The following is a 24,150-nucleotide window of genomic DNA, read 5'->3' as shown; positions in this document are numbered from 1 at the left end:
GAACCAAAAATTTAAATTTTATTATGAAAAAGAGAATTGCGATTTTGGCCACAGATGGATTTGAAGAAAGTGAGTTGGCCTCTCCAAAAGAAGCAATGGAGAAAGAAGGATTTAAAGTTGATATTGTAAGTCTTAAAAAAGGAAAGATCAAATCCTGGGATAAGGATAACTGGGGTAAGGATTTCGATGTAGATTATAGCCTTGATGAAGTTTCAGCTAAAGATTATAATGGGCTGGTATTACCAGGAGGAGTGATTAATCCAGATAAATTAAGACGTGAAGAATCTGCTTTGATCTTCGTAAGAGACTTTTTTAAACAAAGTAAACCAGTAGGCGCAATCTGCCATGCACCATGGACATTGATTAGTGCAGATGTAGTGAAGGGCAGAACAATGACATCTTTCAATTCAATTAGAAAAGATGTTGAAAATGCCGGAGCACTATGGGTAGATGAAGAAGTTGTAGTAGACGAAGCCTTTGTTACCAGTAGAAATCCAAACGATTTACCTGCATTTAATGCAAAAGTGATCGAAGAGATCAAAGAAGGTAAGCACGATCTACAACATGCCTAAGATCTTATAAAAATTGCTAGAAAGAAAAAGGAGCGTATTTACGCTCCTTTTTTTTATCTCTATTAGACTATTTGTCTGCATCTTCATCCAGATCTTCATCATCTTTTTCCGGAATATCTACAATTGGATCGTTATAATCTGAATCATCATAATCATCCTCATCAAAATTAGCCATGGTATTCTCTAAACGTGTGCTTACTTTAACCAGGTAAATAGTGTCGTCTGTACGCACTTCAATAGCATCTACAGTTTCATTTTTGGCATTTTTAAAAGAGATGACCTGGTCATCATCATAGCCATCAGGATACTTGTCCACTAACATGCTTAATATTTCTGGAGTAAGCTTTTTATAATCTACGATTATCCTTTTCATAGTGTAATTGGTTTATGCAAGTATAAATAAAAAATCAAATTACAAGCAAAACATAATCCCTAAATATTTAAAATTTTAAATAGTTTAAAATCAATTGTTTAAATAGTATTGGAATGCCTTATCGATGATCTCATTTGGAACGATAATGTCTATTATGGGTTCGCCGATATCTTTTAGAAGTACGAAATTAATATTCCCTCTTTCATTCTTTTTATCGAATTTCATCAGGTCTTTTATTTGCGAGATATCCCCTGCAGAAAAAGTTTCTTTTCCATACATTTTCTTAATCACTTCATTTATATGCTGAAGCTTGGTTTCAGGGAAGTTCTGTAATTCAAAAGATATATAGCTTTCCAGGATCATTCCTGCAGCAATGGCCTCACCGTGCAGAAGTTTGTTCTTTTCAGGGTGAGTTAAACAATAAGATTCTATGGCATGCCCCAGGGTATGGCCATAATTTAAGGTTTTACGGATATTCTTTTCAAAAGGATCTTTGGTCACGATCTCTGCCTTGATATCTACAGATTCTTTTATTATATCATCAAGGTCTGAAAGGTCAAGTTCTGCAAGGTTAGTAACCTTGTTCCAGTAATCTTCGCTGGCGATCAATCCATGTTTCAGTATTTCAGCCAGGCCGCTTCTCATTTCCTGTGGTGACAGGGTTTCTAAATAAGCTGAATCGATTAGGACCATTTCTGGTTGAATGATCACACCTATCTGGTTCTTTAGATTTCCCAGGTCGACCCCGGTTTTACCTCCAACCGAAGCATCTACCATAGATAATAGAGTAGTGGGAATATTGATAAACCTGATTCCTCTTTTAAAGGTAGAAGCTACAAATCCGCCAAGATCGGTGACCACTCCACCGCCAAGGTTTATCATCAAGCTTTTGCGATCTGCTTCCAGTTCAGATAAAGCATTCCAGACTCCTTCGCAGGTTTGCAGGTTTTTATTTTCTTCGCCTGCTTCGATCTCGATCACTTCAGTAATGATATCGGTTTCTATTTTCTGAAGAAATTTTGAAAGACAATAAGAATGGGTATTACTATCTACAAGTATGAATATTTTAGAAGGCTTTTCAGTATCAAGAAAACCATTAAGTTCTTCATAGCCTTTTTCTGCATACAGCACAGGATTCAAAGATGCCGTTAAATCGTTCATTTTATTAGGATTTGTGCGGGGGAAATTAAAGAGAATTTATGAATTTTATCATATTCAATAATTATATTTGCGCGATTAACAGCGCGAAATGATAAATAAGAAAATCTTCAATAACACTAAATCGGCTTTCAAGCTTAAGTCTAATACTGAACTGGATAGAGCCATATTTTTATTCAGCATGATGAACTATTCATCATTGGTTAAAGCCGGTACTGCACTAACTAAGTTATCTCTAAAATTACATTTACCTGTAGAGACCCTGATCAAGAAGACCATTTTTGAACAGTTTTGTGGGGGCGTTACCGAAGAAGATTGTAAACCGGTGACCAGAGAAATGTATGATGAAAACCTGCATAGTATCCTGGACTATTCTGTAGAAGGAAAAAAGACTGAGGAAGAGTTCGATTCAGCTATGGAGAAGAAGTTAAGTCTTATTGAATATGCCAAAAAGAGTGATGAAGTTACTTTCGCGATGTTCAAGCCTACAGGTATCGGGAGATTCGAGATCTGGGAAAAGGTAAGTGAGAAAATCAGCCTTACAGATGAAGAGAAAGAGGAGTGGGAGCGAGTTCAGAAAAGAGTGGATACGCTTTGTAGCCGTGCTCATGAACTTAAAGTGAGACTTTATGCCGATGGTGAGGAAACCTGGATGCAGACTGCTGCAGATGATCTCATGGAAGAAATGATGAGAAAGTACAATAAGGAGGAAGTTCTTATTTTCAACACGCTGCAATGTTATCGTTGGGACAGGCTGGATTATTTAAAAGATCTGCATAAGAAAGGTAAGGAAGAAGGTTTTAAAGTAGGGGCAAAGATCGTTCGTGGAGCTTATATGGAAAAGGAAAATGCCCGTGCGAAGAAGCTTGGATACCCTTCACCAATATGCGAAAGTAAAGAGGCGACAGATGTTAACTTTAATAGCGTACTTTCATACTGTCTAAATCATTTAGAAGATATATCAGTATTTATTGGTACTCATAACGAGGTAAGTAGTTACCTGGCCCTACAGATCATGGAAGATAAAGGTCTTTCTTTAGATGATAAAAGGATCTGGTTTAGTCAGTTATACGGGATGAGTGATCATATTAGTTATAACCTGGCTAGAAAAGGATATAATGCCGTTAAACTGGTTCCGTTTGGTCCTGTGAGAGATGTTGTACCTTATTTATTGAGACGTGCTCAGGAAAATACCTCAGTTAAAGGTCAAACCGGTAGAGAGTTATCTTTGTTAAGAGAAGAGAAAAAAAGACGTAAAGGAGATAAATCTACCAAACACCATCGCGAATAATTAACAAATGCGCCGGATAGCAAAAGTTGTTTTTTATAAGATCCTCGGTTGGAAGCTCGAGAGTGATTTTGATCCGGCGATAAAGAAGTGCGTCTTTATAGTTGCTCCGCATACGAGTTCCTATGATTTTCTTATCGGAATCCTTGTTCGTAAGATAATGGATATCCAGATAAACTTTGTGGGTAAAAAAGAACTTTTTAAACCACCCTTTGGCTGGTATTTTAAAATGGTTGGCGGTTCGCCCATAGACCGTAGCGGAAATAAGAATAAAGTTGATGCCATTGCCCAGATCTTTAAAGAAAAGGACATCTTTAGGTTAGCAATGTCTCCTGAAGGGACCAGGCAAAAGACCGATAAATGGAGAACAGGTTTTTATTATATCGCATTAAAAGCTGAAGTCCCGATTATAAGGGTAGCCTTTGACTATGGTACTAAAAAAGTAAAAATCTCCGATGCCTATTGGCCAACCGGAGATTTTGAAAAAGATTATACTGAGATTTTCAGTTTTTATAATAGAGTTCAGGGGAAGATCCCTGAAAATTTCTAGTTACTCTTCAGCTTCATCTTCAGAAGCCTCCATGGTGTGATACACGTTTTGCACGTCATCATCCTCCTCTAATTTTTCAAGTAATTTCTCCACATCTGCAGTTTGTTCCTCATTCAGGGATTTAGTTACCTGCGGAATTCTTTCGAAACCAGAAGAAAGGATTTCTATTTCGCGATTTTCAAGTTCTTTCTGGATTGCGCCAAAATATTCAAAAGGCGCATAGATATGTATTCCATCTTCGTCTTGAAAAACTTCTTCGGCTCCAAAATCTATTAATTCCAGTTCTAGTTCTTCCGGGTCTAGTCCTTCAGCATTAATTCTGAAATTACAGGTATGGTCGAACATGAATTCCACAGATCCTGAAGTTCCAAGGTTACCGTCACACTTGTTGAAATGTGAACGGATATTCGCTACGGTACGATTGTTATTATCTGTCGCTGTCTCTACCAATACCGCGATTCCATGAGGTGCATAACCTTCAAAAAGCACGATCTTATAATCGCCCTGGGATTTATCTGAAGCGCGTTTAATAGCGCGTTCAACATTATCTTTAGGCATATTCACGCTTTTCGCATTTTGAATTACGGCGCGCAATTTCGCATTGGTATCGGGATCTGGTCCACCTTCTTTAACTGCCATTACTATATCCTTACCAATTCTGGTAAAGGCTTTGGACATTGCAGACCAACGTTTCATTTTACGTGCTTTTCGAAATTCGAATGCTCTTCCCATGGTTCAATAAAATTAGATTCGGGCAAAAATATAAAAAAAGCTCCTAATTCACATTGTAAAATCAGGAGCTGATGTATTTCTGAAAATAATTAAGATCAGCCGGTGGCTTCAATAATATCCTCAATAGTCCGTGCAAGTTTGAAATCTTTTTCAGTAACCCCGTCTGCATCGTGAGTAGAAAGGGATATCTCTAATTGATTATAGACATTTCCCCAGTTAGGATGATGTTGTTGCGCCTCAGCTTCAAAAGCTATCCTGGTCATGACGGTAAAAGCTTCCTTAAAGTTTTCAAATTGGAAAGATGTATGTATGGCACCTTTGGCGTAAGTCCAGCCATCAAAGTCTTTCAGTTTATTGTGAATTTCGTCTTCGCTTAATTTTTTCATTGCTTTAATCTTTTGGTTTCTCTTAAAGTTAGAAATTAAGCCGCGAAAAGAAAGGGGATTAGGTGTCTTTATTATAAGATTAACAGCTAAAGCCTGGTAGAAGCTTCTATTACCTGGCTTATAGTGATCTGTAAATTCTTTGGTAGCTTGTTGTCTTTTGGTAATACTGCCAGAAACCTGTCGTAGTTGGAGTCGTAGACATTCTTAAATAGCGGATTTTCATAACCCAGCTCCACGCAAAGATCATTGATAAAATCCCTTTGATGGATCAGGTCTGTACTGCCAAGATGAAAAACGCCTTGCCTGTTCCGGTTTATGATATAATGAAATTGCTGCGTGACCTTGAGTATCTCGGTGGCGTTTATAACAACATTCGGAAATACCTCAAGGGGTTCACCAAGATCTATAATGGTTTTTATTTGTTTGATTCTTGGCGAAGCCTTCCCGAAAACCATAGGTAATCTTACGATATTGTATTTATGGTTGGGCAGCCTTAATAAAGCATTCTCGATCTTGATCTTGAACCTGCCATATACACTTTGGCTTAAGGTTTTATCGTATTCGTAAGAAGGGTAATTGGTAAAAGCATCAAAAACATTAGCCGAACTAATGAAAATTAGTTTCGAATTATACTTCAGGATGTGATTGATAATGGAAAAATGTGTAGCTACCTGGGAATCGAAATCACCCCGCAAAGCAGAAATGATCACATTAGGTCTTAGATTTTCGAGAAGGATCTCTATGTTCTCAGTTTCCATATCAAATTGATGGAACTGATGGTTATTCTCGAAAAAATCATTCTCACTATGGTAAGTACCATGAGTATCAAAATAGGAGCATAGCTCTTTATACAAGGCATTGCCTATAAATCCGCTAGCTCCTAAAATGAGTATTCGTTTCAAATAAATTATCCTTTATAAAAGGGCAATTTTACCTGAGTCGCAGAAACCGCTTTTTTACGTATTTGAATAGAAATTTTATTTCCCACACCTGCAATATCAGTTGGTACATATCCCAGACCTATTCCTTTTTCAAGGGAAGGGGACATGGTGCCCGAAGTTACCTCTCCAATTTTCTTACCATTCTCGTCTACGATATCATAACCCTGACGAGGAATTCCTCTTTCATCCAGTTCAAAAGCAACTAATTTGCGCTTAGGTCCGTTTTCTTTCTGCTTTTTAAGCTCTTCACTATTAATGAAGTCTTTCGTAAATTTGGTGATCCAGCCGAGACCAGCCTCAATAGGTGAGGTAGTATCGTCTATATCATTACCATAAAGGCAATATCCCATTTCCAGTCGCAAGGTATCTCTTGCAGCCAGCCCAATTGGTTTAATTCCGAAATCTTTTCCGGCTTTCATAACCGCATCCCAGATCTGCTCTGCATCTTCATTCTTGAAATAGATCTCAAAACCACCACTACCTGTGTATCCGGTTGCTGAAACGATCACTTTTTCTACATCTGCGAACCTGCCTATTTCAAAAGTATAGAACTTCATATTCGCAAGATCAATATCTGTAAGGGATTGCATGGCTTCCGCAGCTTTAGGTCCCTGGATAGCTAAAAGAGACATCTCGTCACTAAGATCACGCATAGTGGCATCCATAGTATTATGATGTGCGATCCAGTTCCAGTCTTTTTCTATATTAGAAGCATTTACCACTAGAAGATACTTTTCAGCCTCTAAGCGATAAATGATAAGATCGTCTACGATACCTCCATCCTCATTCGGCATACAGGAATACTGGGCTTTTCCGTCAACAAGTTTCGATGCGTCATTAGAGCTTATCTTCTGGATAAGGTCCAGTGCGTGCTCCCCGGAAATTAGAAATTCACCCATGTGAGAAACGTCAAAAACTCCAAGATTCTTTCTTACTGTTTCATGTTCGATATTTACACCTTCGTAGGATACGGGCATGTTGAAACCGGCAAACGGAACCATTTTGGCGTTTAATTCTTTATGCTTTTCAGACAGGGCTATTTCTTTCATTATTTTCAAAAATTTGCGCAAATTTATTCAATTCGGGAAGAATACAATATTTATTTGGGCTTTTTATGGATTTATATTTAATATGTATTCTTAAGTTTATGAGAGAAAAGATTTAGAATGACATTTTTATGAAAATACTTACCGCAGAACAGCTTTCTGAAGCAGATAAGAGAACGATAGAAAGGCAGAATATAACTTCAGAAGAATTAATGGAGCGTGCCGCTACCTTGGTTTTTAATGAAATACATAATAGACTCAATGGTGCTCCTATTCCAATTAAGGTCTTTTGTGGAATAGGGAATAATGGTGGAGATGGGCTTGTGATAGCAAGACATCTTATCCAGCATGGGTATCATGTTACTATCTATGTGGTTAATTACAGTGACAAAAGGTCTGATGATTTCCTTGCGAATTATGAAAAACTGAAAAGTATTACCAATGACTGGCCGCAGTTGATAAAAGGAGAAGATAATTTCCCTGAAATAAACACCGGTGATTTTGTGATAGATGCCATGTTTGGTATTGGCTTAAACAGGCCAATAGAAGGTTGGGTGGCGAAATTAGTTGGATTGATCAATGACTCAAAGGCTTTTACGCTGGCTATAGATATGCCTAGCGGATTATTTTCAGATAAGGTTCCCGGTAATGATGCAGCGGTAATAGAAGCAGATTTTACTTTGAGTTTCCAGGCCCCAAAACTGGTTTTCTTTTTGCCGGAAACCATGGATTATGTTGGCGATCTGCAAATACTGGATATTGGATTAGACAGGGAGTTTCTGGCTGAAATTAAAGCACCCATTCATCTCATCGAAAAAGTTGAAGCTGCCAGTTTATACAAACCAAGAAAAACCAATTCGCATAAAGGAGATTATGGGCATGTCCTGATCGTTGGTGGTAGCTATGGAAAAATTGGCAGTGTTTTACTTACCGCCACAGCTGCTTTGAAGACGGGTAGCGGACTTTGCAGCCTATATATTCCTGAATGCGGATACAATATCGTTCAAACCGGCTTACCTGAAGCAATGGTGCTAACAGATAAGGATAGTGAACAATTAACTACATATCCTGAAGATTTTGAAGCAGATGTAGTCTGCTTTGGAATGGGGGCAGGGACCTCTCAAAAAACAGTAGGCGCCTTGGAAGATCTTTTGAATTCGGTAAAGGAGCCGGTAGTGATCGATGCCGATGGATTGAATATCCTATCCAATAATAAAAAGCTATTAGACCTTTTACCAAAGGACTCTGTTCTTACGCCCCATCCAGGCGAGTTGAAAAGATTGATCGGGGAGTGGCAGGATGATTTTGACAAACTGGAAAAGGCTAAGGACTTCAGTAAAAAATATGATGTGGTCCTCGTTATAAAAGGAGCTCATAGCTTTACGATCAAAGGAGATGAGATCTACGTGAATAATTCCGGGAATCCAGGAATGGCGACCGCAGGTAGTGGAGACGTGCTTTCTGGTGTTATCACCTCTTTGTTAGGTCAGTCTTACGAGCCATTGTCGGCTGCGATCCTGGGAGTTTACTTACATGGAAGATCTGGCGACTTTGCGGCTTCTGAATTGGGGTATGAAAGTGTACTGGCGGGTGATATTGCCCAAAATATAGGGAAAGCCGTAAAAGATCTTTTTCAAAGCGAAATGAAAGATTCGGAACGGAATTAACAATTGTTGAAATTTTTGAGATATAAGACTCTAATTATTTGGAATCTTATTCCCGAAGTAAGATTTTTGCAATCCACAAACCTATTTTTCATAAAATGCAAAATCATCACTATATAAGTTCAGCAGTTCTAGATCTTGAGGTAATTCATGATATTTTAAAGAGCGATAAAAAACTTGCACTTAGTGATGAAGCGAGGTTGAATATTATTAAGTCCAGAGAATATCTTAATAATAAGATCAAGGAGAGTGACAAGCCCGTTTATGGTATTAATACCGGGTTCGGTGCTCTTTGTAATGTAAAGATCACTTCAGAAAAACTTACCGAATTACAGGAGAATCTGGTTAGATCACATGCTTGTGGTACCGGGGATAAGGTTTCAAAACCGGTGATTAAATTAATGCTCCTATTAAAGATCCAGTCGCTGAGCTATGGGAATTCAGGGGTGGCTTTGGAAACCGTAGAGCGCCTCATCGATCTTTATAACAATGATATTTTGCCGGTGATCTATGAACAAGGTTCATTGGGAGCTTCCGGCGATCTTGCTCCACTGGCACATCTTGCCTTGCCACTAATAGGTGACGGAGAAGTTTACTTTCAAGATACTGTGATCTCTGGTGAAGAGTTACTTGAAAAAATGAATTGGGAGCCTGTAAAGCTTCAAAGCAAGGAAGGTCTTGCTTTACTGAATGGAACCCAGTTCATGAGTGCACACGGAGTTTATGCTTTGTTGAAAGCTTATAAACTGTCTTATATGGCAGATCTTATCGGGGCAATTTCGGTAGATGCCTTTGATTGTAATCTATCTCCATTTGACGAACTGGTGCACCTGGTTAGACCACATAGGGGACAGGTAAAAACAGCTGAAAGAATTAGAAATTTCCTGGAGGGAAGTGAAATTGCGGAATCTGAGAAGGATAATGTGCAGGATCCTTACTCCTTTAGATGCATCCCTCAGGTTCACGGAGCCTCTAAAGATACGCTGTCCTTTGTACGGAAGACATTTAAAACCGAGATCAATTCGGTAACAGATAACCCGAACATTTTTATTGAAGCTGATAAGATCATATCTGGAGGTAATTTTCACGGGCAACCACTGGCTTTAGGGTTGGATTACCTGGCGATCGCACTTTCTGAACTAGCCAATATTTCGGAAAGGAGAATATATCAACTGGTTTCAGGCTTACGCGGACTTCCTAATTTCCTGGTGGAGAACCCTGGGCTAAACAGTGGGTTTATGATCCCTCAGTATACGGCTGCCAGTATAGTAAGCCAGAACAAGCAATTGTCTGCACCTGCATCTGTTGATTCTATTGTATCATCTAATGGCCAGGAAGATCACGTTAGTATGGGTGCGAACAGCGCTACTAAATTGCTGAGGGTAGTGGAGAATTTAAACTCGGTACTTGCTATAGAACTTTTTAATGCTTCGCAGGCTATGCATTTTAGAGAGCCTGCCAAAACTTCAGATTTTCTAAGTAAGGTGATTGAAAGTTTTAGAGAACAGGTTCCAGTTTTGACTGAAGATATAACCATGGCTCCTTATATCAAAAAGGCCAAAGAATTTGTAGAAAATATGGAGATCGAAGATTTCCTGGATTAGATCCTGGTCTTTATCCAGGCAAAGGCTTCTTCTAGCGTCTGGAAAACTTCAAAACAATTGTTGTCTTTATAGAATTTCTTTTCAACAACTTCAGCATTTCTGCGGGTCATTTCATTTTCGCTAACCACCGCTATTGCTTTTAGATTTTTGGCATTCGCAGATTCTAGGTAAACCATAGGATCTACGGCATAAGAATTGACACGGTGAGAGATATATCCATAATTTTTTCCCAGAAATATCTCCGATCCAAGATCGAGTAATTTCTGGTTGGACTCGACATCAAAAAGAATCCCTTCATCAAGTTTAGCAATTAAAATATTATCGTGGGTATAAACTGATCCAAATTCAAGTTTTATCTCTTTTGCTCGCATTTCTAGTAGGGCCTATTTTGCGCTAAATTAGAATAATAAATGTATTGGCGAAAAAAGAATTTATGAAAAAAGCCACTTTGTATAAAGTGGCTTTTTTTTATCTATATACCTGAGTTTATGACTCGGTTTCTTTGATCGATTTCTGTATGTCTATCGTCAATTCTTTTTTCTCTTCGTCAAGATCCATGATTATCTTATCTCCTTCTTTCAGCTTAGAGCTAATGATCTCTTCAGCAAGTGCGTCTTCGATATATTTCTGGATCGCCCTGTTTAATGGCCGGGCTCCATATTGTTTATCGAATCCTTTTTCAGCAATAAAGTCTTTCGCCTTATCTGAAAGGTTAAGATCATAACCAAGACCGTGGATCCTTGCGAAAAGTTTCTCAAGTTCAATATCAATGATCTTGTGAATATCTTCTCTTTCAAGACTGTTGAAAATAACAACGTCATCTATCCTGTTTAAGAATTCAGGAGCAAAAGCTTTTTTCAAAGCATTTTCAATCACACTACGAGCGTTATCATCAACCTGAGATTTTTGAGCGGCAGTTCCAAATCCAACTCCCTGACCGAAATCTTTAAGTTTTCGAGCTCCAATGTTAGAGGTCATAATAATGATCGTATTCCTGAAGTCTATTTTTCTACCAAGACTATCGGTTAAGTAACCATCATCCAGAACCTGTAGCAACATGTTGAAGACATCTGGGTGGGCTTTTTCTACCTCATCTAAAAGTATTACCGCGTAAGGTTTTCTACGAACCTTTTCGGTTAACTGTCCGCCTTCTTCATATCCCACATATCCCGGAGGAGCACCAATTAAACGTGACACAGCAAATTTTTCCATGTATTCACTCATGTCTATTCGTATTAGCGCGTCATCATTATCAAATAATTCACGGGCCAGTACTTTTGCCAACTGGGTTTTACCAACTCCTGTTTGTCCAAGGAAGATGAATGATCCAATTGGTTTATTGGGATCTTTAAGGCCGGCACGGTTACGCTGAATAGCCTTTACAACTTTTCCAACAGCCTCGTCTTGGCCAATAACTTTTCCTTTAATCTTTTTAGGGAGCTCAACAAGTTTATTGCTCTCTGTCTGTGCAATTCTGTTAACAGGGATACCGGTCATCATAGATACTACATCGGCAACACTGTCTTCAGAAACAGTTTCCTTATGTTTCTTGGATTCTTCTTCCCATTTTTCCTGAGCGATAGAAAGTTCCTTTTCAAGGTTCTTTTCGTCGTCTCTCAATTTGGCAGCTTCTTCGTATTTCTGCTTTTTAACAACAGAATTTTTACTTTCTCTAACCTCTTCCAGTTTCCTTTCTAATTCAAGGATCTGTTTTGGAACATCGATATTGGTTATATGAACTCTGGAACCAGCCTCATCTAAAGCATCTATCGCCTTGTCTGGAAGGAACCTGTCTGTCATATACCTGTTCGTAAGATTTACACAGGCTTTAATTGCTTCATCTGTATATTCTACGTTGTGGTGATCTTCATATTTATCCTTGATATTATTAAGGATCTCTATGGTTTCCTCTACAGTTGTAGGTTCTACGATCACTTTCTGGAACCTTCTTTCTAAAGCTCCATCTTTCTCGATGTACTGTCTATACTCATCCAGGGTAGTGGCACCAATACATTGTATTTCACCTCTGGCTAATGCTGGTTTGAACATATTACTGGCATCCAGGCTACCTGTAGCGCCTCCGGCACCAACGATGGTGTGAATCTCATCAATGAAAAGGATGATGTCATCATTCTTTTCAAGTTCGTTCATCACAGCCTTCATTCGCTCTTCGAACTGACCACGGTATTTGGTTCCTGCAACTAAACTTGCAAGATCCAGGGTCACGACTCTTTTATCAAAAAGAATTCTTGAAACTTTACGCTTTACAATTCGTAATGCCAATCCTTCGGCAATTGCAGATTTACCAACCCCTGGTTCTCCAATTAGAAGAGGGTTGTTCTTTTTCCTTCTACTAAGTATCTGTGAAACCCTTTCAATTTCTTTTTCCCGTCCAACAACAGGATCAAGTTTGTCGGCTTCAGCTAGTGCAGTGAGATCTCTACCGAAGTTATCCAGAACTGGTGTCTTGGATTTTTTCGAAGTTTTTCCTGTGCTTCCTCCACCGCTAAATGGGTTTTCCCTGGTGGTTTCATCTCCACCATCATCGTCTGAAAAAGATTCTGCAGACGGGCTGTCAGAGAAATCATCTTCATCGCTGGCGATCATATATTTAAACTGATCTTTTACTCCGTCGTAATCTATTTTCAATTTATTAAGTAGTTTAGTTGTAGGATCGTTTTCGTTTCTAAGAATGCAAAGCAATAGATGCGCGGTATTGATATTCGAACTCTGGAAAAGCTTGGCTTCCAGGAACGTTGTTTTTAATGCACGCTCTGCCTGCCTGGTTAGGTGCAGGTTTCGCTTTTCATTACTAATGGTAACCGTATTAGGGTTAGCGGGGCTTAATATTTCGACTTTTCGTCTTAAATGACTTAGATCAACTTCTAATGCATTCAATATATCTATAGCCTTGCCATCACCGTCACGTAATAAACCAAGCATAAGATGCTCTGTCCCGATGAAATCGTGACCTAGTCTTAATGCTTCCTCTTTACTGTAAGCAATGACATCTTTTACTCTTGGTGAAAAATTATCATCCATTTTATCTTCCTTTCTCAAATTTTATTTTCACTCCAATTAGGACAAAAACTGTACCTAACAAGGTGTTAGTAGCTAATTGACAAAATTACTTTCAATAAACCAAGTGTAAAATAGTGAACTTATTAACCAAATCACAATAAAAATTTGTTAATAAAAAGAGAGGGTGCACAGTGTTTGTTAGCCTTTAAAGAAGGAGAAAATATGTAAATTGCCCCTTAGATTTTTTGAGATAAATTAAAATTTTAAGTATGGCTGAAGGAGAAAAGCTAATTCCTATCAACATTGAAGATGAAATGAAATCAGCCTACATCGATTATTCGATGTCGGTCATTGTGTCACGTGCACTACCAGATGTGCGTGATGGATTAAAACCAGTTCACAGAAGAGTATTGTACGGTATGTACGAGCTTGGAGTTCTTTCAAACAGGGCCTATAAAAAATCTGCGAGGATCGTAGGGGAAGTACTTGGTAAGTATCACCCACACGGAGATTCATCTGTTTATGACACCATGGTTAGAATGGCCCAGCACTGGAGCATGAGATATATGCTTGTTGATGGTCAGGGTAACTTTGGTTCTGTTGATGGTGATAGTCCTGCAGCGATGCGTTATACTGAAGCGCGTATGCGTAAGATCAGTGAGGATATGCTTGCTGATATTGACAAGGAAACTGTTGATACCCAATTAAACTTTGACGATTCACTTAGCGAACCGGTGGTAATGCCAACAAGGGTTCCTAACCTTTTGGTAAACGGAGCTAGTGGTATTGCTGTAGGTATGGCAACCAATATGCCACCACATAACTTATCTGAAGTTATTGACGGTACCGTTGCGTACATCGATAACCATGATATAGAAATTGATGAGCTTATCCAGTATATCAAAGCTCCAGATTTTCCTACCGGTGGTGTGATCTATGGATATGATGGTGTGAAAGAAGCTTTCAAAACCGGAAGGGGACGAGTTGTAATGCGCGCCAAATCTCATATGGAAGAGATCAACGGAAGGGAGTATCTTGTGGTTACTGAAATTCCTTACCAGGTGAATAAGGCCGATATGATCAAGAAAACGGCCGATCTTGTTAATGAAAAGAAAATTGAAGGCATCAGCCTGATCAGGGATGAATCTGATAGAAACGGTATGCGTATCGTATATCAGTTGAAAAGAGATGCCATTCCTAATATCGTTCTTAATACTTTATTTAAGCATACAGCTTTACAATCTTCCTTCAGTGTAAATAATATTGCTCTGGTAAACGGAAGACCAGAGATGCTGAATCTTAAAGATCTTATTTATCACTTCGTTGAGCACAGACATGATGTCGTGGTTAGAAGAACGGAGTATGAACTAAGAAAAGCGAAAGAAAGAGCTCATATTCTAGAAGGTTTGATCATTGCTTCAGATAATATTGATGAAGTAATTGCTCTAATTAGAGCCTCTTCTAACGCAGACGAAGCCCGTACCAAATTGATGGAGCGTTTTGAGCTTTCTGAAGTTCAGGCCAAGGCAATCGTAGAAATGAGGTTAAGACAACTTACCGGCCTGGAGCAGGATAAGTTAAGAGCTGAATATGATGAAATTTTAAAGACCATCGAAGATCTTGAAGATATTCTTGCCCGTAAGGAGCGTAGAATGGAAGTGATCAAAGATGAACTTTTAGAAGTTAAGGAAAAGTACGGTGACGAAAGACGTTCACAGATAGAATACGCCGGTGGAGATCTAAGTATTGAAGATATGATCCCAGATGAGAGAGTGGTTATTACCATTTCTCACGCAGGTTATATCAAAAGAACATCTCTTACAGAATATAAGACTCAGAATAGAGGAGGAGTTGGTCAAAAAGGTTCGAACACAAGAAACGAGGATTTCCTTGAATACCTGTTCGTAGGTACCAACCACCAGTATATGTTATTCTTCACTCAAAATGGTAAATGTTACTGGATGAGGGTTTACGAAATTCCTGAGGGAAGTAAAGCTTCTAAAGGTAGAGCCATCCAGAACCTTATAAACATTGAGCCAGAAGATAAAGTAAATGCATTTATCTGTACTCAGGATCTTAAAGATGAAGAGTATGTAAATGATCATTTTGTGATCATGGCTACTAAAAAGGGTCAGGTTAAGAAGACCAGACTTGAAAAATATTCCCGTCCAAGAACAAATGGTATCAATGCGATCACCATTAAGGAAGGAGATGAGTTACTGGAAGCGAAACTAACTACCGGAAACAGCCAGGTAATGCTAGCTGTTAAGAGTGGTAAAGCAATTCGTTTCGAAGAAAGTAAAACTCGTCCAATGGGAAGAAATGCTTCAGGAGTTAGAGGTATTACCCTGGCAGATGATAATGATGAAGTTGTTGGAATGATCGCCGTTAATGATTTCGACTCAGATATTCTGGTCGTTTCAGAAAACGGTTATGGTAAGCGTTCCAGCCTTGAAGATTATCGAATCACCAACCGTGGAGGTAAAGGGGTTAAGACGATCTCGGTTACCGAAAAAACAGGACAACTTGTCGCAATTAAAAATGTTTCAGATGCAGATGACCTTATGATCATCAATAAATCTGGGATTGTGATACGTATGGCTGTGGAAGATCTACGCGTAATGGGTCGTGCAACTCAGGGAGTTAGGTTGATCAACCTTAAAGGGAATGACGCTATTGCTGCAGTAGCTAAAGTGCTACATGATGAAGATGATTTAGATAGTATGGAAGATGCCGAAAAGCCTGTAGGTAGTGATGAATCGGCGAATGGCACAACTATTGTAGATGATAGTGAGGAATAAAAATTTAAACCAAAACAACAATGAAGACTAATATTTTGACAGCGGCGGCAGTGTCATTTCTAACCATGACAGCAGTCGCACAAAAAGACCAGGTAAAAAACGCAGAAGATGCGCTGGAAGACAATAACTATGCTGAAGCAAAAGCTCAGCTACAAGTTGCCGAGGCAAACTTGGGCGAGCTAAATGATAAATGGACCGAGAACTTTTATCTATATAAAGGTAAAGCCTATATGGCTGACGGTAAAAGCGCTTCTGCACAGGATTTGAAAACAGCAGCTGAAGCTTTTCAAAAAGCAGCAGAGATGGGTAGCGATGAAGCTACTGAATCTTTAACTACTTTGAAGAATAATCTTATTCAAAGCGCTATCGATGATCAAAATAAAGAGGAATACGCAGCAGCGGCTGATAAGCTTTACACTAGTTATGAGCTAAGTAAAACAGATACAATTTATCTTTATTACGCTGCCAATAACATGGTACAGGCTCAGGATTATGACAAGGCTGTTGAATACCTTGAAATTTTGAATGAACTTGATTATGATGGTTCAGGAAAAGCTTATACCGCTTTAAATATTGAAACTGGGGAAAGAGAAAATCTTGGATCTCAGCAGCAAATGGATATTATGGTGAAGACCGGTCAGTATAAAGATCCTGAAGTAGAGAAAATACCTTCTAAAAAAGGAGATATCGCTCAGTTGATCGCAAGAATTTATATTAGCCAACAGCAATATGACAAAGCGATCGCGGCCATGGATAAAGCCAAAGCAACTAATCCAGATGATATGGGATTATTACAGGCTGAAGCTAACATGTACTACCAAATGGGAGAAAAGGATAAAGCCAGAGAGATCCTTGAAGAGGTTGCCTCAAAAGATCCTTCAGATCCATCTACCTTTAACAACATTGGTTTGATGTATGCTGAGATCAACGATAACGAAAAAGCGATTGAATTTTACGAAAAGGCTCTAGCTAAAGATCCACAATTCAATGAGGCCAGAGTTAACATGATCGCCGCTAAACTTAGTGCAGAAAAAGAGATCATCAACGAAATGAATGGTCTTGGAATGAGCAAAAAAGATAACGAGCGTTATGACGAGTTAGATGCTCAAAGAAAAGAACTTTATAAAGCAGTTCTTCCAGATCTAGAAAAAGCAATGGAAGTAGATCCAGATAACAAAGATATCATCCAGACAGCGATGAACCTTTATTCTAACCTGGGGAATCAGGAAAAAGTAGCTGAATTAAAAGCTAAGTTGTAAGAAACAACAACACTTCAATAAATAAAAAATCCCGCTGAATTTCAGCGGGATTTTTTTATTCCTGTTATTTCAAAAAGTTGGATTTAAATGATCTTTTTGATCACTCTTAATTTGTGAGTATGCTTTCTTAGTTCAGAACTAAAGATTCCTGAATGATCTATACGATCTATACGCACTTTCCCGTCTACGTGAATGATGTAATTATCTTTCATCATTAAGCCAACGTGATTAATCATTCCTTCATTATCATCAAAAAAGGCCAGGTCTCCCGGTTCGCTCTCTTCAATAAAACTTAGAGGTTCTCCCTGTTTTGCCTGCTCTGCGGCATTTCTATGGATCTTGAAACCATTGATTTTATAGACCATCTGTATAAGACCACTATTATCGATCCCAAACGGACTTTTTCCACCCCAGGTATGAGGAGAGTTTAAAAACAGGGCAGCGGTATTTATAAGATTTTCCTTTTTGGATATTCTTAGCCTTGTTTTTTCACCTTCGAACCTGTGACCTAACTTTTCGGCGAAATTAAGTACAGATCCTATTGCAACTGGCATCAGCAAGCCACTTTCATCGGTTATATATTCGATTAGATCTGAAGAAAGCTGAAGATCATCCTCATCCAGAGAATAATATTCAGCTTCTTCTATTTTCTTATACTGCTTTTTATCTATCCAGGCTTCAAACCCATCGAATGAGTTCCTGATTCTGCTCCAATGAACACGATCTTCGAGGATCTTGAAATGCTCTCCATAGAGTAATTGGGAGGTCATTTCGCTTTCATGAGATGCAGCGGCCCTTAGCGGTACAATACTTAAATGGCAAATACCGTATTGCATTAATTAATTTTATTCAATTTTAGGAATTACGTTCAATGACCATTGCTGAAGCTCCTCCGCCACCATTACAAATGGCTGCAGCTCCAATTTTCGCGTTGTTTTGTTCCAGTACGCTTAGTAACGTAATTAGAATTCTAACTCCGCTGCATCCAAGTGGATGACCAAGAGAAACGGCTCCACCGTTTACATTGGTGTTTTTATCATTTAATCCTAAAATTTTCATATTGGCCAGACCTACTACAGAAAATGCTTCGTTGAATTCAAAGAAATCAACCTCGTCCATTTTAATTCCTGCTTTGTCAATAGCTTTTGGTAAGGCTTTAGATGGGGCAGTGGTGAACCATTTTGGTTCTGTAGCCGCATCTGCGAAACTTTTTATAGTTGCCAATGGCTTCAATCCAAGTTCATCAGCTTTTTCCTTGCTCATAAGAACAACCGCTCCGGCACCATCATTAATGGTAGATGCGTTGGCGGCAGTTACCGTTCCATCTTTTGAGAAAGCTGGTCTAAGAGAAGAGATCTTGTCCATACGAACATTCTTGAATTCTTCATCTTCTTTTACCACTAAAGGATCACCCTTTCTTTGAGGTACTTCCACAGGAACTACTTCATTGTCAAACTTTCCTTCTTTCCATGCTTTTGCAGATCTTTCGTAAGATTGAATTGCAAATTTATCCTGATCTTCTCTTGAGAATCCGTGTTCTGAAGCACAAAGATCGGCACAAACACCCATGGCATTATGGTCATAGGCATCTACCAGGCCATCTTTTTGCATACCATCTTCCAGGGTAGCAGGACCAAATTTCTTACCATTTCTCATATGTACATAATGAGGGATAAGACTCATGTTTTCCATACCACCGGCAACAACGATAGAGGTATCACCCAGCATGATAGATTGTGCACCTTGCATAACGGCTTTCATACCGCTGGCGCATACTTTATTAACGGTTGTACACGGAACGCTGTCTGGAATCCCGGCACCAAGAGAAGCTTGCCTGGCAGGAGCCTGACCTACACCAGCCTGTACCACATTTCCCATTAAAACTTCCTCTACCATTTCTGGTTTAAGATTGATCTTTTCAAGGGCTCCTTTTATAGCGATGGAACCAAGTTTTGTTGCGGGAATGCTTGATAAACTACCAAGGAAACTCCCTATTGGAGTTCTCGCGGCGCTTACTATTACTACTTCTTTATTCATGTTTTAAGTTTAATTAATTCGAGTGTTGCGAAGTTAGTGATTTTATAAGGAATTAAATAACCTAAGCGCTATGAGCCCTATTTTTACTACATTTGAGCATTACCTGAATATTTATGAGCGATTTCGTTAATAAGCTATACAAAAATCAGGCGCTTTTTTATAAAGTTTTCCTGTTTGTGCTTACCTCTGTATTAATCGTTTACCTGCTTCCCAAAGGCGGTAAATTTAAATACGATATACCTAAAGGAAAGCCATGGCAATATGAAAATTTATATGCTCCATTCGATTTTGCTATCCTTAAAACCGATGAGGAGATCGCCGCAGAGCGCCAGGATATAACGAGATCCCATATACCATATTATAATTTTAATACAGAAATTCCTGAAAGAGTAGAAAAAGATGCCCTTCAGGAGGTGAAAAATGTCTTCCAGGATTCTACACTCAATGTCTATGAGACCATCATAGATGATTTTATATCTGAAACAGTAAACAGGATCTATGAATTTGGACTGCTTCAGGAGAGTGAAAGATTAGGTCCAGATCAGCTGGTTTATCTTTTAAAAGGAAACGAAGCTTCAGAAGTTGCCTATAGGCGTATCCTGAAACAGGGAGAGATCAGAAGTTTTTTAAGCGATGAGATAACCGATGCTGGTTTTTCTTCCTTTAAAACTGAATTACTGGAAGTTTTCTTTAATTCGGTAGAGCCCAATGTCACTTTTAATAATGAGCTTACTCAAAATGAATTGCAGAGCAAGCTGAGCAATATTTCCTATACCCGCGGTATCATTGAACAGGGTAGCAGGATTATTGCCAAAGGTGAAGTAGTTGAAGGAAATAAATATAATATTCTGAGATCGCTCAAAGCTGAATACGAGTCACAGGTATGGAGCAAGTCTAATTATAACTGGATCATTGTTGGTTATAGCGGTTTGGTTGCTTTAGCATTACTAATGCTGCTATTGTTCATCCGAAAATATCGTATCGCTATTTTTGAGAATAATGTAAAGGTGACCTTTATATTCTTTAACATCATCTTTATGGTGATGCTCACTACTTTGATCGTAAACTTTAATATTGATTACGTATACGTAGTACCATTGTGTATACTCCCGCTTACTTTAAAGGCATTTTTTGACGCCAGGCTCGGCTTGTTCACGCACGTTATAACGGTATTGCTTCTTGGGTTCATTGTACCAAATAGTTACGAATATATGTTCCTGCAGATCATTGCAGGTATTGTAACCATACTTACGGTTAGTGAATTATATAAAAGGGCAAACCTGTTCATTTCAGTTGGACAGATCACACTGGTTTATATTATTGCTTACTTCGCTTTTACAGTGATCCAGGAAGGAAATATAGATGATATGAAGCCGGAGGTTTTCCTTACCTTTTTATTGGGAGGACTGGCCACGCTTTTCGTACAGCCATTGATCTATGTATATGAAAAGATCTTCGGAATGGTAAGCGATATGTCTTTGTTAGAACTTTCAGATACCAATTCAAAGTTACTTAAGGAGCTTGCTGAAAAAGCACCGGGAACATTTCACCATAGTCTTAATGTGGCGAACCTGGCTGAAGCAGCCGCCAACGAGATCAATGCAAACGCCATGCTAGCCAGGGTGGGAGCTCTTTATCATGATATCGGGAAAATGCATAATGCTACTTATTTTACCGAGAATCAGACTACTTCTGTAAATTCTCATGATGAACTCGCACCAAGGGAAAGCGCCCAGATCATTATCGAGCATGTTATAAAAGGAATCGAAATTGCCAAGAAGAACAACCTGCCAGACAGGGTGATAGATTTTATAAGAACCCATCACGGTACCAGTACAGTTTATTATTTCTTCAAAAAAGAAAAGGAAGTAAATGAAAATACTTCTCCCGAGGATTTCAGGTATCCCGGGCCTATTCCTTTTAGTAAGGAGACCGCAATTCTTATGATGTGTGATAGTGTGGAAGCTGCCAGTAAAAGTCTTAAAGAACCAACTTCGGTATTAATAGATAATTTCGTTGAAAAGATCATTAATAAGCAAATGGAGGAGGGGCAGTTCCTAAATTCGAATATTACATTTAAGGAAATACAGATGGTAAAAAAGATCCTTAAGAGAAAACTGAAGAATATTTACCATCTGCGTATAGAGTATCCCGAGTAATTAATGCACTTCAACAATCTTGTGTTCCTTGCCGTTGAAGCTAAAAGTTTCACCGGCCTTTTTCCCCTTCATTTCCTGGTAGATAGGTGCGTCGGTAGAAATTGCATATACCGTGCTGCCTTCATCAAGGACTATTTTTCCTAGTGCGGCAGAAATAAAATAGTAGTTTTCTGAAGTCTCCACTACGCTTCCGAAATCTATTTGTTCGGTATAATGTTTCTTGTCAATTCGGCTTAACTTCTCCTTCATCTTTGTGGAATTGTCTAGGTATTCGGCATATTTCTCAAAATCTCCGAGTAGTTGCCCTTTACTGTCATCCTCATCATAATCTGTATGGGCATCGTTGTTCTCCATGGACTCCCTGATCTGGTCCATCTCCTTTTGATATTTCTCAATTTGCCTGTTTACAGTGTCCAGGCATTTGAAATATAACTCCTCTTTATTAGCTACCATGATATTTTTATTTTCAGATTGAAATTTAAAATTAGTCAAGCTATTATTGCTGATCGAAGATTTAGGAAATATTTAATATCAAAATATTACTTTAGCCTATAGACTTATAAATATTAAAAATAAGCTTATATACTTATATTTAGTTATTATAAGCTTTTAAACTTATTTTTATTATATTTGAATATGATTGCAGTAATTTCAGCAGATCTATTATCCTCTTCCAGCTACCCCAAAGAGTTGCTAGAGAAGGTTATTACTACCTTAAACAGGGAGTTCAGATCTATACAGCAAAGTTCAGAAGAGGATTCAGGCTTTCGTATTTTTCGCGGGGATAGTTTCCAGGGGGTGGTTTACGAACCATCTGAAGCTTTGAATCTCGCGCTATTATTCAAGACCGCCATTAACAGGCTGCACCTTAAAGATATCAATGGAAATAAAGCTTTTAAGCGTGAGGCAGATCTTAGGATGGCCATTGGTATTGGAACCTATGATTTTAAAAGAGAATCGATACTAGAATCGAACGGTGAGGCTTTCCAGTTTTCGGGCAGGACCCTGGATGAAATGAAAAAAGAACATCGAAAATTAAAGCTGAAAACGCCAGATGCTAATCTGAACGAGGAATTCAATACTTCTTTTTTTCTTTTTGATACTTTATCCGATAAATGGAGTACGGCTTCGGCAGAAGTAATTTATTATCTTTTGAAAGGTTTTAAAGAGACTGAAATTGCAGATGAGCTGGGAATTAGCCAGTCTGCAGTGAATCAACGAAAAAAAGCGGCCGGTTGGGATGCAATTGAAGTTTTACTTAACCGTTATCAAAAAGTCATTTCTGAACATTTCTCTGATGGAAAATAGTATACTAATATTTCTTCAATTATTATTAGCACACATAATTACAGATTTCGTGATCCAGCCTGATAAATGGGTGAGGCACAAACGCAATCATAAATCAAGGTCAAAATATTTATACCTGCACACCTTTTTAGCAGGTTTTCTAACCTTTGTTTTCCTGATGCGACTGGAGTGGTGGTACATCGGAGTCTTTATAGCAGTTACCCATTATTTTGTAGACCTCTGGAAATTACAATTCGACAGGGATGACCTTAAAATATTCGTTTCAGATCAATTATTACATCTCTTTGCGATCCTGATCGCCTGGTTGTACCTGACTTCTAATTTTTCTAATGTATTCAGCTATTTCGCAGAAATTTTTCGATCTCAGGCTATCCTTGCTACTTTAATTGGCTACCTGCTGGTTATTTTCCCGGCAGGATTCTTAATTGGAAAAGCAACTAAAAGATGGCAAAATGAAGTTGAAGATGACCTAAGAAAAAATAGTCTCGACGCTGCAGGCAGGTATATTGGTATTTTCGAAAGAATACTGGTGCTTACCTTCATCCTTACTACAAACTTTTCAGCAATAGGATTTTTGATCGCTGCGAAGTCTATTCTGCGTTTCAGTGATAAATCTGAGACCGGTGCCAGGAAACAAACCGAATATGTGCTCATAGGAACCCTGATGAGCTTTACGATTACAATTCTTATAGGTTTTCTAGTACGCCATATCGCGTTCTAGCAGCTGAATATTGCTCTGGATTCGTTCTCTAACAATATTCATCATCCTTTTGTTCAAAGCAGAAGAGTTCTGAATATATATATCATACTCCTCCAGGGTGAATTGCCCTATGATCATACCTTTAAGACTATTCCTGAATTTGATATCACGCTGTATGGTGTTTTCAATGTATTCCAGCCTTTTATCAAGTTTTAGCTCATAGAACTTGTTCTTGTGCTTATTGATATAGTTTCTAAAAGCAGCCAGAAGCAGGTCGTTTTGAAGTTTAGCGACTGGACGAAGCGTTTCATTCTGAAACCGTTCGTCTGCACTCATGTTTTCGGTAATTCTTGCGGAAGGAATCTCAGGTCTGAGTTCCTTTAGGTTAATATCTCGTGGAGTCATGGCAAGTATTGTTTCTTAAATATAACTAATTATTAAGTCTCATTTACCGTGCCTTAATGCTACTTGTAAACCGGTTATAAACATATCTCAAGTTAAATCTGTCTTAATCGGTCTGCCATCTTACAGTCATCTTGTTATATTTAAAA

General features: G+C 38.5%; 22 protein-coding genes. 10 read left to right on the top strand and 12 right to left on the bottom strand.

The window, feature by feature from the left end:
• Nucleotides 1-23: 23 nt before the first annotated feature.
• Entirely contained in the window at nucleotides 24-572 is a 549-nt protein-coding gene (locus tag C8P64_RS08505; protein WP_108171647.1) for a type 1 glutamine amidotransferase domain-containing protein, read from the top strand.
• Nucleotides 573-639: 67 nt separating this feature from the next.
• On the opposite strand, the gene C8P64_RS08500 is transcribed toward C8P64_RS08505, so the two are convergent.
• Nucleotides 640-945 (bottom strand): hypothetical protein, encoded by a 306-nt coding sequence (locus C8P64_RS08500; protein ID WP_108171646.1) that lies wholly within the window; start codon nucleotides 943-945, stop codon nucleotides 640-642.
• Between the two features lie 90 nt (nucleotides 946-1,035).
• A complete protein-coding gene (aroB, locus tag C8P64_RS08495; RefSeq protein WP_108171645.1) occupies nucleotides 1,036-2,106 on the bottom strand; it encodes a 3-dehydroquinate synthase in 1,071 nt (356 codons plus the stop codon).
• Between the two features lie 88 nt (nucleotides 2,107-2,194).
• Between aroB and C8P64_RS08490 the strand changes: the two genes are divergently transcribed.
• Together C8P64_RS08490 and C8P64_RS08485 are read left to right on the top strand one after the other, a co-directional pair.
• Nucleotides 2,195-3,394: a proline dehydrogenase family protein gene (locus C8P64_RS08490; protein WP_108171644.1), complete on the top strand. Its 1,200-nt coding sequence runs from the start codon at nucleotides 2,195-2,197 to the stop codon at nucleotides 3,392-3,394.
• A gap of 7 nt (nucleotides 3,395-3,401) precedes the next feature.
• Nucleotides 3,402-3,941, top strand: coding sequence for a 1-acyl-sn-glycerol-3-phosphate acyltransferase (locus tag C8P64_RS08485; protein WP_108171643.1), 540 nt, complete (start codon nucleotides 3,402-3,404; stop codon nucleotides 3,939-3,941).
• Here the strand turns inward: C8P64_RS08485 and C8P64_RS08480 are convergent, their stop codons facing one another.
• The 4 genes from C8P64_RS08480 to gcvT all read right to left on the bottom strand — a co-directional run bounded on the left by C8P64_RS08480 (nucleotide 3,942) and on the right by gcvT (nucleotide 7,049).
• Complete coding sequence (locus C8P64_RS08480) at nucleotides 3,942-4,673, bottom strand: YebC/PmpR family DNA-binding transcriptional regulator (RefSeq protein WP_108171642.1); 732 nt, start codon at nucleotides 4,671-4,673, stop codon at nucleotides 3,942-3,944.
• 95 nt (nucleotides 4,674-4,768) lie between these two features.
• On the bottom strand, nucleotides 4,769-5,059 hold the full coding sequence (locus C8P64_RS08475) for a 4a-hydroxytetrahydrobiopterin dehydratase (RefSeq protein ID WP_108171641.1): 291 nt from the start codon (nucleotides 5,057-5,059) through the stop codon (nucleotides 4,769-4,771).
• 86 nt (nucleotides 5,060-5,145) lie between these two features.
• Nucleotides 5,146-5,961, bottom strand: a complete 816-nt coding sequence (locus C8P64_RS08470) for a sugar nucleotide-binding protein (RefSeq protein ID WP_108171640.1) — start codon at nucleotides 5,959-5,961, stop codon at nucleotides 5,146-5,148.
• 5 nt (nucleotides 5,962-5,966) lie between these two features.
• The gene (gene gcvT / locus C8P64_RS08465) at nucleotides 5,967-7,049 is read right to left on the bottom strand and encodes a glycine cleavage system aminomethyltransferase GcvT (RefSeq protein WP_108171639.1); all 1,083 of its coding nucleotides are present in this window, start codon (nucleotides 7,047-7,049) and stop codon (nucleotides 5,967-5,969) included.
• A gap of 128 nt (nucleotides 7,050-7,177) precedes the next feature.
• Between gcvT and C8P64_RS08460 the strand changes: the two genes are divergently transcribed.
• Both C8P64_RS08460 and hutH read left to right on the top strand, forming a co-directional pair.
• Nucleotides 7,178-8,713: an NAD(P)H-hydrate dehydratase gene (locus C8P64_RS08460; RefSeq protein WP_108171638.1), complete on the top strand. Its 1,536-nt coding sequence runs from the start codon at nucleotides 7,178-7,180 to the stop codon at nucleotides 8,711-8,713.
• 95 nt (nucleotides 8,714-8,808) lie between these two features.
• Nucleotides 8,809-10,314, top strand: a complete 1,506-nt coding sequence (gene hutH, locus C8P64_RS08455; protein WP_108171637.1) for a histidine ammonia-lyase — start codon at nucleotides 8,809-8,811, stop codon at nucleotides 10,312-10,314.
• On the opposite strand, the gene C8P64_RS08450 is transcribed toward hutH, so the two are convergent.
• Both C8P64_RS08450 and C8P64_RS08445 read right to left on the bottom strand, forming a co-directional pair.
• Nucleotides 10,311-10,685: a DUF7793 family protein gene (locus C8P64_RS08450; RefSeq protein ID WP_108171636.1), complete on the bottom strand. Its 375-nt coding sequence runs from the start codon at nucleotides 10,683-10,685 to the stop codon at nucleotides 10,311-10,313. The two genes, hutH and C8P64_RS08450, sit on opposite strands and share 4 nt — an antisense overlap.
• A 115-nt stretch (nucleotides 10,686-10,800) precedes the next feature.
• Complete coding sequence (locus C8P64_RS08445) at nucleotides 10,801-13,356, bottom strand: ATP-dependent Clp protease ATP-binding subunit (RefSeq protein ID WP_108171635.1); 2,556 nt, start codon at nucleotides 13,354-13,356, stop codon at nucleotides 10,801-10,803.
• Between the two features lie 248 nt (nucleotides 13,357-13,604).
• Here C8P64_RS08445 and gyrA point away from each other — a divergent pair, with 248 nt between their 5' ends.
• Nucleotides 13,605-16,136 carry a DNA gyrase subunit A gene (gyrA, locus tag C8P64_RS08440; RefSeq protein ID WP_108171634.1) on the top strand — a complete coding sequence of 844 codons (2,532 nt, stop codon included), beginning with the start codon at nucleotides 13,605-13,607 and terminating at the stop codon, nucleotides 16,134-16,136.
• A 20-nt stretch (nucleotides 16,137-16,156) separates the two neighbouring features.
• Nucleotides 16,157-17,395 (top strand): tetratricopeptide repeat protein, encoded by a 1,239-nt coding sequence (locus C8P64_RS08435; RefSeq protein WP_108171633.1) that lies wholly within the window; start codon nucleotides 16,157-16,159, stop codon nucleotides 17,393-17,395.
• A gap of 83 nt (nucleotides 17,396-17,478) precedes the next feature.
• On the opposite strand, the gene C8P64_RS08430 is transcribed toward C8P64_RS08435, so the two are convergent.
• Both C8P64_RS08430 and C8P64_RS08425 read right to left on the bottom strand, forming a co-directional pair.
• Nucleotides 17,479-18,231 carry a C40 family peptidase gene (locus C8P64_RS08430; RefSeq protein ID WP_108171632.1) on the bottom strand — a complete coding sequence of 251 codons (753 nt, stop codon included), beginning with the start codon at nucleotides 18,229-18,231 and terminating at the stop codon, nucleotides 17,479-17,481.
• A 19-nt stretch (nucleotides 18,232-18,250) separates the two neighbouring features.
• Nucleotides 18,251-19,432, bottom strand: coding sequence for an acetyl-CoA C-acyltransferase (locus tag C8P64_RS08425; protein ID WP_108171631.1), 1,182 nt, complete (start codon nucleotides 19,430-19,432; stop codon nucleotides 18,251-18,253).
• Nucleotides 19,433-19,545: 113 nt separating this feature from the next.
• Between C8P64_RS08425 and C8P64_RS08420 the strand changes: the two genes are divergently transcribed.
• The gene (locus C8P64_RS08420; RefSeq protein ID WP_108171630.1) at nucleotides 19,546-21,591 is read left to right on the top strand and encodes an HD family phosphohydrolase; all 2,046 of its coding nucleotides are present in this window, start codon (nucleotides 19,546-19,548) and stop codon (nucleotides 21,589-21,591) included.
• On the opposite strand, the gene C8P64_RS08415 is transcribed toward C8P64_RS08420, so the two are convergent.
• On the bottom strand, nucleotides 21,592-22,044 hold the full coding sequence (locus C8P64_RS08415; RefSeq protein ID WP_170106646.1) for a magnesium transporter CorA family protein: 453 nt from the start codon (nucleotides 22,042-22,044) through the stop codon (nucleotides 21,592-21,594).
• Between the two features lie 183 nt (nucleotides 22,045-22,227).
• On the opposite strand from C8P64_RS08415, the gene C8P64_RS08410 reads away from it, so the two are divergent.
• Together C8P64_RS08410 and C8P64_RS08405 are read left to right on the top strand one after the other, a co-directional pair.
• Nucleotides 22,228-22,899 carry a hypothetical protein gene (locus C8P64_RS08410; protein ID WP_108171628.1) on the top strand — a complete coding sequence of 224 codons (672 nt, stop codon included), beginning with the start codon at nucleotides 22,228-22,230 and terminating at the stop codon, nucleotides 22,897-22,899.
• Nucleotides 22,889-23,620 carry a DUF3307 domain-containing protein gene (locus tag C8P64_RS08405; protein ID WP_108171627.1) on the top strand — a complete coding sequence of 244 codons (732 nt, stop codon included), beginning with the start codon at nucleotides 22,889-22,891 and terminating at the stop codon, nucleotides 23,618-23,620. The genes C8P64_RS08410 and C8P64_RS08405 overlap by 11 nt, the downstream gene beginning before the upstream one ends.
• Here C8P64_RS08405 and C8P64_RS08400 read toward each other — a convergent pair.
• Nucleotides 23,597-24,004: a glyoxalase gene (locus tag C8P64_RS08400; RefSeq protein WP_108171626.1), complete on the bottom strand. Its 408-nt coding sequence runs from the start codon at nucleotides 24,002-24,004 to the stop codon at nucleotides 23,597-23,599. The two genes, C8P64_RS08405 and C8P64_RS08400, sit on opposite strands and share 24 nt — an antisense overlap.
• Nucleotides 24,005-24,150: the final 146 nt, after the last annotated feature.

It is taken from the genome of Christiangramia gaetbulicola (assembly GCF_003054225.1).
GTDB classification, from domain to species: domain Bacteria; phylum Bacteroidota; class Bacteroidia; order Flavobacteriales; family Flavobacteriaceae; genus Christiangramia; species Christiangramia gaetbulicola.
The sequence above is the reverse complement of the archived record's forward strand: the minus strand, read 5'-3'. Positions and strand labels throughout refer to the sequence as shown.

Bases quoted from the DNA above. Each gene is read 5' to 3' on its own strand.
- C8P64_RS08430 (WP_108171632.1), bottom strand. From the start codon at position 18,231: ATGCAATACGGTATTTGCCATTTAAGTATTGTACCGCTAAGGGCCGCT.
- C8P64_RS08500 (WP_108171646.1), bottom strand. From the start codon at position 945: ATGAAAAGGATAATCGTAGATTATAAAAAGCTTACTCCAGAAATATTA.
- C8P64_RS08415 (WP_170106646.1), bottom strand. From the start codon at position 22,044: ATGGTAGCTAATAAAGAGGAGTTATATTTCAAATGCCTGGACACTGTA.
- C8P64_RS08425 (WP_108171631.1), bottom strand. From the start codon at position 19,432: ATGAATAAAGAAGTAGTAATAGTAAGCGCCGCGAGAACTCCAATAGGG.
- C8P64_RS08475 (WP_108171641.1), bottom strand. From the start codon at position 5,059: ATGAAAAAATTAAGCGAAGACGAAATTCACAATAAACTGAAAGACTTT.
- gcvT (WP_108171639.1), bottom strand. From the start codon at position 7,049: ATGAAAGAAATAGCCCTGTCTGAAAAGCATAAAGAATTAAACGCCAAA.
- C8P64_RS08480 (WP_108171642.1), bottom strand. From the start codon at position 4,673: ATGGGAAGAGCATTCGAATTTCGAAAAGCACGTAAAATGAAACGTTGG.
- aroB (WP_108171645.1), bottom strand. From the start codon at position 2,106: ATGAACGATTTAACGGCATCTTTGAATCCTGTGCTGTATGCAGAAAAA.
- C8P64_RS08405 (WP_108171627.1), top strand. From the start codon at position 22,889: ATGGAAAATAGTATACTAATATTTCTTCAATTATTATTAGCACACATA.
- C8P64_RS08450 (WP_108171636.1), bottom strand. From the start codon at position 10,685: ATGCGAGCAAAAGAGATAAAACTTGAATTTGGATCAGTTTATACCCAC.
- C8P64_RS08400 (WP_108171626.1), bottom strand. From the start codon at position 24,004: ATGACTCCACGAGATATTAACCTAAAGGAACTCAGACCTGAGATTCCT.
- C8P64_RS08485 (WP_108171643.1), top strand. From the start codon at position 3,402: ATGCGCCGGATAGCAAAAGTTGTTTTTTATAAGATCCTCGGTTGGAAG.
- hutH (WP_108171637.1), top strand. From the start codon at position 8,809: ATGCAAAATCATCACTATATAAGTTCAGCAGTTCTAGATCTTGAGGTA.
- C8P64_RS08460 (WP_108171638.1), top strand. From the start codon at position 7,178: ATGAAAATACTTACCGCAGAACAGCTTTCTGAAGCAGATAAGAGAACG.
- C8P64_RS08490 (WP_108171644.1), top strand. From the start codon at position 2,195: ATGATAAATAAGAAAATCTTCAATAACACTAAATCGGCTTTCAAGCTT.
- C8P64_RS08445 (WP_108171635.1), bottom strand. From the start codon at position 13,356: ATGGATGATAATTTTTCACCAAGAGTAAAAGATGTCATTGCTTACAGT.
- gyrA (WP_108171634.1), top strand. From the start codon at position 13,605: ATGGCTGAAGGAGAAAAGCTAATTCCTATCAACATTGAAGATGAAATG.
- C8P64_RS08505 (WP_108171647.1), top strand. From the start codon at position 24: ATGAAAAAGAGAATTGCGATTTTGGCCACAGATGGATTTGAAGAAAGT.
- C8P64_RS08435 (WP_108171633.1), top strand. From the start codon at position 16,157: ATGAAGACTAATATTTTGACAGCGGCGGCAGTGTCATTTCTAACCATG.
- C8P64_RS08420 (WP_108171630.1), top strand. From the start codon at position 19,546: ATGAGCGATTTCGTTAATAAGCTATACAAAAATCAGGCGCTTTTTTAT.
- C8P64_RS08410 (WP_108171628.1), top strand. From the start codon at position 22,228: ATGATTGCAGTAATTTCAGCAGATCTATTATCCTCTTCCAGCTACCCC.